The organism is Rhizobium sp. BR 315 (assembly GCF_050577975.1).
Lineage (GTDB): Bacteria > Pseudomonadota > Alphaproteobacteria > Rhizobiales > Rhizobiaceae > Rhizobium > Rhizobium miluonense.
The window spans coordinates 1-7,892 of record NZ_JARWKZ010000105.1 but is presented as its reverse complement, the minus strand read 5'-3'; the positions used below and the strand labels follow the sequence as shown (position 1 = coordinate 7,892).

Sequence of the window (7,892 nt, the reverse complement as noted above, 5' to 3'; positions counted from 1 at the left end):
GGTCATCGCTACGCGCGGTTCCGAAGTCTCATCCGGGTCCAATGCCAGTGCCTGATGGCCGCAGCCGCCCAGAACATCAAGAAGATCGCAATGGCCCTCACCAAGGCCAGCCAACCGAGCCCCGCATAAGCAGAGGGAATCTGAACGGCCCGTTCAAAACATCCAGTCAACCTCGAAACTCAACACAAAATAAAACCCCGCCAAAAAATGACGGGGTTTGTCAGCGGTCTGAGCGGCGCGTCTTACACGCGCCGCTTTTCATTGAAGTAGGCCCCGCCAATAGCTCACTCACCACGGCGGAACCGACCCAACCGGTGGCGCTTGCGACAAATACGGCATTTCTGTCTCTCTTGAATTTGAAGTGCGTGGGATGGGCAAGCCTCAGCTGAGCTTGATCGAAAGTTCGATGTCGCCGGCGAAGGGGAGGGAGAGATAGCGCCCCTTGGATGCCCGGATGCGCTCCAGATATTCGGGGCACATTTCCGCGTCATCGGCGAGGATCAACGCTCCCTTCCGCAGCTTCTCCTCGACGAGGTCGAAGATGTCGGCGTAGAGCGCCTTGGCACCATCCAGCAGAAGCAGGTCGATGGCTTCGGGAAGATCGCGTGCCAGTGTTTCCATCGCATCTCCGGCGCGGATCTCGACCAGATCGGCGAGGCCAGTCTTTTCGAGGTTTTGCTGCGCCCTTGCGATCTTGCCGGGTTCGAATTCGCTGGAGATCAGCCGCCCGCCGCCGTTGTCGCGCAACGCCGCAGCAATGTAGAGGCTCGAGATCCCGAACGAGGTACCGAACTCGACGACCGTGCGTGCACCTATCGCGCGGACCAGCATATAGAGAAGTTCGCCCGTCTCGCGCGAGACCGGGAGCCAAAGGTCTTTCAGCCGGCCATAGAGGTCGAGGTATTGGGTCTTGCTGGCGGTGAGAGCGGTGCGCTCTTCGGATGTGAAAGACCTGATGGCTGGGCTCGTCGCTGCATCCGCCTCTGCGAACAGTCGATCAAGCAATGGTGCGACAGGGTCTGACGTGAGGGTAATCATAGTTGTCTCCAAAACACGGCATTGTGTTGGGCAGAGAAATACGATTAATTCCTCGCGTTTTCTAATCGCATTGACGGGTGGCTTGATGACGCAACACGTAAAGCCCCGGATTTCCACGAGAAAGGAGCCCCAGCAAAGCCGTTCGAATGAGCTTGTTTCAGCCATTCTCACTGCGGCTGTTCAGGTTTTGACGACGGAGGGTGCCCAGCGCTTCACCACGGCGCGCGTGGCGGAAAAGGCCGGGGTCAGCATCGGTTCGCTCTATCAATATTTCCCGAATAAAGCCTCGATCCTGTTCCGGCTCCAAAGCGACGAGTGGCGCCGGTCGACCGAGATGCTGCGCGAGATTCTGGCGGATGCCGTGCCACCGAAGAAGCGGCTGCGGAACCTGGTCCATGCCTTCGTTCGTTCCGAATGTGAGGAGGCGCCGGTGCGCGTGGCGCTCGCCGACGCCGCACCACTCTACCGAGATGCTCCAGAGGCGCGCGAGTTGCGGGCAGAGGGCGATCGGATCTTCGATAGTTTCATATTGGAGTTGCTTCCCCGTATATCCGACGACGTCCGGGACATTGCCGGCGAGCTGATCGTTACGACGCTGACGACCGTCGGCAAGGAGTTTTCACAAACGTCGCGGACGGAGCAGGAAATCGATGCTTACGCCGGTGCCATGGCGGATATGCTCTGCGCTTATGCCGAAACGCTGGCAATGGGCTAAAGCCTATTTTTGCGCGAAAGGAACGTCTTTCGGCCACCCCGCCAATTGCCAGGCCGAAGCTCTAGCTGAATTCTACGAAGGGCTGAGAGCTCGGGCACTGTATACGGCAAACAAGCGCCAGAAGCGACTGCGAGCTGCGGACTAGGACCAGCGCTCGCAAAAGGCCTCGATATCGCTTGACTGAAAGTCGGTGAGCCGCGCCAAGATGGTCTCGAATGGCCAATCCCACCAGGCGATAGACGCAAGTCTTTCTGCGATAGTTCGGGTGAAGCGCTCGCGAATGAATTTGGCGGGAACACCACCGACAATAGTATATGGTTGAACGTCTTTGGTGACGACCGCACCTGCTGCGAGCACAGCACCGTCCCCAACCTTTACACCAGGCAAAACAATGACCCCGTGACCAATCCAGACGTCGTTACCAATGATGGCGCGATCTTCCTTTCGCTGATCAAAAAAGGAAACGTCGCGCACGGCGTCCGCCGAGTAATATTCTGGGCAATAGGTGAAGCGGTGCATGGACGGGCGGTCCATTGGGTGATTGGGGGCGCCAATCCTGACATCTGCGGCAATAGCGCAGAATTTTCCAATCGTTGCATCGCCGACAATGCAGCGCGGCCCCAAGTAGGAATAATCCCCGAGTTCGACCGTGTGCAGCGATGTGTCCGCCAAAATCTCGCAGCATCGGCCTATGCTCGTATCCCTTATGGTCGCCGTCGAGTGGATAACGGTCTCCGCGATTTTGGGGCGATTTGGCTCTGCGGTCGAGTGCATTGGCGTTCTCCGGATTTTGGTCTGCCTAGCCGGAGACGATGAAGGGTGTGTGACACAAGGCCACCGCCGGACCGAACGGAGAGGTCGGCGAAAGAATGCTGCAGGCCAGGCGCGCTTCCAGACAAGGGCGCGCGCATCTCAAGCTTCGTCACGCTGGATAGAATGCATCAGGTTATTGATCAAGCGTAACTAAGAACTAACTCAACCCCACCGTTTATACTCAATAAGGATGATGGGACATTCGAGAGTATCCTATGGTAAAACATGGATAATCTTGGAGGGTGGGATGTCGTGTCTACGTCACGCCGCGACCGTTGCGCTGAGCGTCGTGCTGCTCGCGCCATTGCCTTTGAAAGCTGCCGAGACGGTCGGCCAGGCGGTGCTGATCAAAACCGAAGTTAGAGGCGCAGGCGGTCCGCTTGTAGTCGATGATCCCGTCCACCGGGACGAGCAAATTCGCACCTCCATTTCGGGCCTTGGACAGTTCACATTTCGGGACGGCACGAAATTGGCTGTCGGAGCCGGCTCGTCCGTTACCATCGACAAGTTCGTCTTCGATGACTCGGGCTCGGTCAAAAAGCTTACCATAAATGCGGCGAAGGGCACTTTTCGCTGGATGAGCGGAAATTCGGACCATTCGGCCTATCAAATCGTGACGCCGGCCGGAACGATCGGCGTGCGCGGAACCGCGTTCGATTTTTATGTCGGCGCCAACGGCATGACGGCGGTCGTCCTATTGAACGGCGCCGCTCAATTTTGCGGCGCGGGCGGCTGCAGGCAATTGAAGGAACAATGCGACTGTGTGGTCGCCAAACGCAATGGCGAGATAAGTGATCCGCGCCGGGTCAATCGCGATATTCTCAAGAAGCTCGGCAACCAGCGAGCTCTACCGTTTCTGTCCGGGGATCAACAGCTTTCGGGACGAATGGGTTTTGTCGGCGGCGGTGGATGCGGTCTGTCGACGGCGACGAAAGATCCGCCAAACGGGATATCTCCACGCAGCGCTCCGGCAAACAATCCTGCTCCGGCACAGCCCAATACGCCGAGCGTACATAGCGCGCCGGAATCGCCACACACCCAAGCTGCTGCACCGAGTACGCCCGAAACTCCCAGTACGCCGAAAGACCATGATCATCATCATGACAGAGGCGATCATGACGACGAAGACGACCAAGGTCACGACCGCGACAATGGTGATCGGGACGGCGGGCATCGACATCGTTAGCACGAGGGGACTTGCGAGCGACGGCTGCAAAATCAGCTAAATGTCGGCTGCCTTGTCTGCAGGCTCGTCGACGAAGTGTCCGCCTCGGCGCGAAATCTGGCTGTAAAACCCCTGCAATAGTCCCGTCGTCGCGACCTGCGCCTTGAGTCTTGTGGCGCCGATAAGTTTGCGGCTGCTCGTCGACCGTGTTCGCAGGGCGGCGACAAGCTGCCTGTGCATGGCCTGAAGTTCGACAAAGTCGGCAGATTTCGCCAGGCGCGCATCGCCGACCACCGCAAAGAGTTTGGTTCGCATACTCTTACCTTTGAGTGTCAGCGCTCCCGCCTCGAGCAGAGCGCAATCGGGCAGCAAGCCTGCTGTCGGTCCAGATACCAGAATGTCGAAATTGATGTCCTTGCAGGCGGATTCGATACGCGCGGCAATGTTCACGGCATCGCCGACTGCGGTATAATTGAAGCGCGTCTCCGCACCCATATTGCCGACGCATGCAAGCCCCGTATGGATGCCGATCCCTATTGCGACCCGCCGCTCATCGCCGAAACCGAATGCATCGCTCTTGTTGAGGCGGACGAGTGTTTCCCGCATGCCCAGGGCCGCATGAACAGCCTTGCCGGCGTGGTCGGGGACATCGACGGGTGCGTTCCAGAAGGCCATGATCGAGTCCCCGATGAACTTGTCGAGCGTGCCGTCATTGGCGATGACATGGTGGCTCAGCGCATCGAGCAGCGTGTTCAGAAACGCGACGACGGCGCTCGGGGTCATCTCCTCGCTGATCTGGGTGAAGTTTCGCACATCGACGAACATGACCGTCAGCTCGCGCTCATCTCCGCCAAGGCGCAGGGCGTCGCGCGTATGCTCGATGCGATGGAGCAGCGATGGTGAGAGATAGTGGCCGAAAGCCCGCCGCACGTCGCGCCGCTCCCGATCGATCACGAGAAAGCGGAATGCAGTCGCGGCGAAATGCGTGATCGATCCGGATACGATCGGTGCCAGTGGGTCGAAGAGAAGCCCCCCATAAAGGAAGGCAATCCAGGAGGCCACAAGGGCAAAGAAGGTAATCAGCAGGCCGCACGCAAGGGCTACGGCCGGATTGACGAAAGTGGTGAGGATCACCAGAAGGCTGCCCAACACGGCGATGGACAGGATTTCCAGCCCGTCTGCCCAATCCGGCCGGGAAAGGAAGCGGCCTGAAAGGATCTGCTCGACGATCTGCGCATGAATGGAGACACCCGGCACGTTTTCGCCAAGGGCTGTCGCGCGGACATCCTGAAGACCGGAAGCAGAGGTTCCGATGAAAACGATACTGCCGTCGATGGCGGTTCCGATATCGGCGGAAGCGTTTCCGGCCGCGAGTACCTTGCTTGCCGAAATATAGCGTTTCGAGGTGTCGGGGCTGACGTAGAGCCAAAGCTCTCCTGATGCCGTAACCGGCACCACGAAATTCCCGATCTTGACCCGGGTCAGCGTATTCGGCGCGTCCGGCGCTGCGTCGAGCACGTAGGTGGAGGCCCCCTGTGCGACACGCAGCGCTTCGAGTGCAAGACTGGGGTAAAGCTGCTTGCCGTCGCTAAGAAAAAGCGGAACCGCGCGCACCACTGCCGAGGATGTCCCTGGATTAAGGCTGATATGGCCGAGCCCCGCCGCATTGGCTTCCAATTGCGGCTGCAGCGGCGTTGCGGCCTTGATTGCGGGCGGCGCACCGAAGGGACTTTCGCCGGTATAGGCAAAGCCTGCCTTGACCGGCGGCAGATAGCTTCCCTCGTTGGAGAGGCCGAAGCCCAATACCACCGGCTTCCCCGAGAGCGATTGGGAAAAAATCTCATCATTATCCGGCAGCTTGCCCAGCAGTGAGGGATCGATGCCGGTGACATCGCGAACGACATTGCGAGGCGACAGGCGGTCGGGCTCGGCGAAGAGTACATCGAAGGCGATAGCGGCCGCGCCCATATCGGAAAGCCTGTCCACAAGGGCCGCAATCCGGTTTCTCGGCCAAGGCCATTGACCGAACTCGCGCAGTGACGCTTCGTCTATGTCGATGACCCGGACAGGCTGGTTCTCGAAGGTCCGGGGCACCAGGTGCTGATACTGGTCGAATGTCAAATCGCGGGCGAGCCTTAGCAACTGAGGATCGCTTGCCCGCAGGATCGCTAGCGCTGTGACGATGGCCAAGCCGATAACGACGCCAATTTGCTGCGCACGCGTCACCATTTCGGTGTCTGTCCCTTTGCCCCGCACCCCGGCAATAAGTAGAAATTCAGAGAAATACAAAAATCTATCGGTCTGCTGCTGCGCCAAGGAAGAATATGCTGCCTTGTTCTTGAGGGCGATGCAATGATCAAAGTATCGAAGAGATACGGAACAGAATTCGCGCGCGGCCATATTCAGGCGAGTCTTACACGGTTCGCTTGTGGAGCCTTCAACTCGATGATCGCCGAGATCGATGCTATCAGGCCTTCAAATCATGAGTGCCGGTCATTCAAAAGCCATAAAACTGACGAGGCTCGAGAGGGCAAGACAGATCGACATGATCCAAACACCCGTTGCTTGATATATGCGTGAGGCACCACGCGTCACCACATGTCCTTCTTTGCAACGGGTCCACCTATAAGGACCTGAATGAGAAGGTTCGCCGCGACCAAAGCAGATCTGCGAGGTTCAATGCGATGTATTCCATCCAAGACCGCGTTCCCGTTTCCATCGTTATTGCAAACTATAACTACGCGCACTTTCTAAGGCGCAGCATCGACAGCGCACTGGAACAGGACTACGACGACGCTGAAGTCATCGTTGTCGACGATGCATCGACAGATGCAACGGCGGAGGTCGTTACCTCCTACGGCTCCCGCATAAAGACATGTCTGCGAGAGGTGAATGGCGGACATGCCGCGGCATTCAACACGGGTTTTGAATCCAGTCACGGCAAGATCGTGCTATTTCTCGATGCAGATGATTATCTCTATCCGAATGCGGTATCTGAGGTCGTCGAGGCCTGGGATGAAAAGACAGCCCAGGTGCAGTTCAGGCTGCATATCGTCGACGAGGATATGCATATAAAGGATGTATTCCCATCTGCGGAACTGCCTTTCGATTCCGGAGATGTCACCCCGGAGCTATTGCGAAAGGGGCGCTATCAAACGACTGTGACCAGCGGTTTGGCGTTCAAGCGCTCGGTGCTGGACAGGGTCATGCCGGTCCCGGAGCAGGAGTTTCGGCAGGGAGCCGATGGGTATCTTGCCACGGTTGCACCCCTGCACGGCGAGGTGACATCCATCGATGATTGCCTCGGCGCCTATCGCATCCATGGCGCCAACCATTCCGTCTTTGCCGAAAAACTCGGCCAGCGTGCACGCTGGCGCATCCAGCATGATTTTCGCCGGCTGAAGGCCCTGTCTGATCAGGCAACGGAGATCGGACTGGATGTGCCTGACGATGCCGGTCTGCGCGACCCGGTGCATTTGGAAGAGCGTTTGGCCTCGCTTTGCATCGATAGGGATCAACATCCCATTGCGAACGATTCCAGGCTCTCCCTCGCCACCGCGGGCGCCGTTGCCAGTCTCAAGATGAACGCATCCCGGAAACGCCGCTTGATGCTGGCCGGCTGGTTTCTTTCCATCGGCGTCCTTCCGCGGGGCATGGCAAAAACCATTCTGTCGTGGAAGCTCGTCGCCGCATCGAGGCCCCAGTTCCTCTTGCGTCTATCGAAGACCATCAGGCATGCGATGGGATAGACCGAATTCAAGAGGTTCATGGAATCTCGCGCACGAATGGGGAAGCGGCATAGCGTCAATCGCGATTTAGATGCCGTTTCCCAGATGATTTGCAAGGCTAACTATTTGATATCGTTTGGCAGAAATCTCACGGTTGAGCGCCAAGCGATACCAGCCTCTTTCCTCAAGCGATCCTTGCTTGTGTTTGTGGATCGAAGAAGACGGCCTTGTCGAGGTTGAAGGCGAGGCGGGCGTGCTGTCCGGCGCTGATGCGGGCGTCGGCGCGCAGGCGGGCGACGACCTCCTTGCCGCCGAGCTTGGTGACGGCGAAGGTGTCGGAGCCGGCCGGTTCGACGACCTCGATCAGGCAGTCGTTCTCGGCCAGGGTGCGGGCGTTGCGGTCGGCGCCTTCGGGAATCGGTGAGCGCCTCGG

Annotated in this window: 6 protein-coding genes and 1 pseudogene; 3 read left to right on the top strand and 4 right to left on the bottom strand. The window is 58.4% G+C overall.

Going from position 1 to position 7,892, the window contains the following annotated elements:
- Nucleotides 1-381 precede the first annotated feature (381 nt).
- A complete protein-coding gene (locus QD409_RS34935; RefSeq protein ID WP_430764982.1) occupies nt 382-1,038 on the bottom strand; it encodes an O-methyltransferase in 657 nt (218 codons plus the stop codon).
- A gap of 85 nt (nt 1,039-1,123) precedes the next feature.
- Here QD409_RS34935 and QD409_RS34930 point away from each other — a divergent pair, with 85 nt between their 5' ends.
- Nucleotides 1,124-1,753 carry a TetR family transcriptional regulator gene (locus QD409_RS34930; protein WP_430764981.1) on the top strand — a complete coding sequence of 210 codons (630 nt, stop codon included), beginning with the start codon at nt 1,124-1,126 and terminating at the stop codon, nt 1,751-1,753.
- A gap of 141 nt (nt 1,754-1,894) precedes the next feature.
- Here the strand turns inward: QD409_RS34930 and QD409_RS34925 are convergent, their stop codons facing one another.
- The gene (locus QD409_RS34925) at nt 1,895-2,527 is read right to left on the bottom strand and encodes a DapH/DapD/GlmU-related protein (protein ID WP_430764980.1); all 633 of its coding nucleotides are present in this window, start codon (nt 2,525-2,527) and stop codon (nt 1,895-1,897) included.
- 286 nt (nt 2,528-2,813) lie between these two features.
- Between QD409_RS34925 and QD409_RS34920 the strand changes: the two genes are divergently transcribed.
- A complete protein-coding gene (locus tag QD409_RS34920) occupies nt 2,814-3,752 on the top strand; it encodes a FecR domain-containing protein (RefSeq protein ID WP_430764983.1) in 939 nt (312 codons plus the stop codon).
- Between the two features lie 36 nt (nt 3,753-3,788).
- Here the strand turns inward: QD409_RS34920 and QD409_RS34915 are convergent, their stop codons facing one another.
- A complete protein-coding gene (locus QD409_RS34915; RefSeq protein WP_430764979.1) occupies nt 3,789-5,960 on the bottom strand; it encodes a CHASE2 domain-containing protein in 2,172 nt (723 codons plus the stop codon).
- Nucleotides 5,961-6,415: 455 nt separating this feature from the next.
- Here QD409_RS34915 and QD409_RS34910 point away from each other — a divergent pair, with 455 nt between their 5' ends.
- Nucleotides 6,416-7,480 carry a glycosyltransferase family 2 protein gene (locus tag QD409_RS34910; protein ID WP_430764978.1) on the top strand — a complete coding sequence of 355 codons (1,065 nt, stop codon included), beginning with the start codon at nt 6,416-6,418 and terminating at the stop codon, nt 7,478-7,480.
- Nucleotides 7,481-7,643: 163 nt separating this feature from the next.
- Here the strand turns inward: QD409_RS34910 and QD409_RS34905 are convergent.
- Nucleotides 7,644-7,892: pseudogene (locus QD409_RS34905) on the bottom strand (sugar ABC transporter ATP-binding protein); the annotation flags it as partial.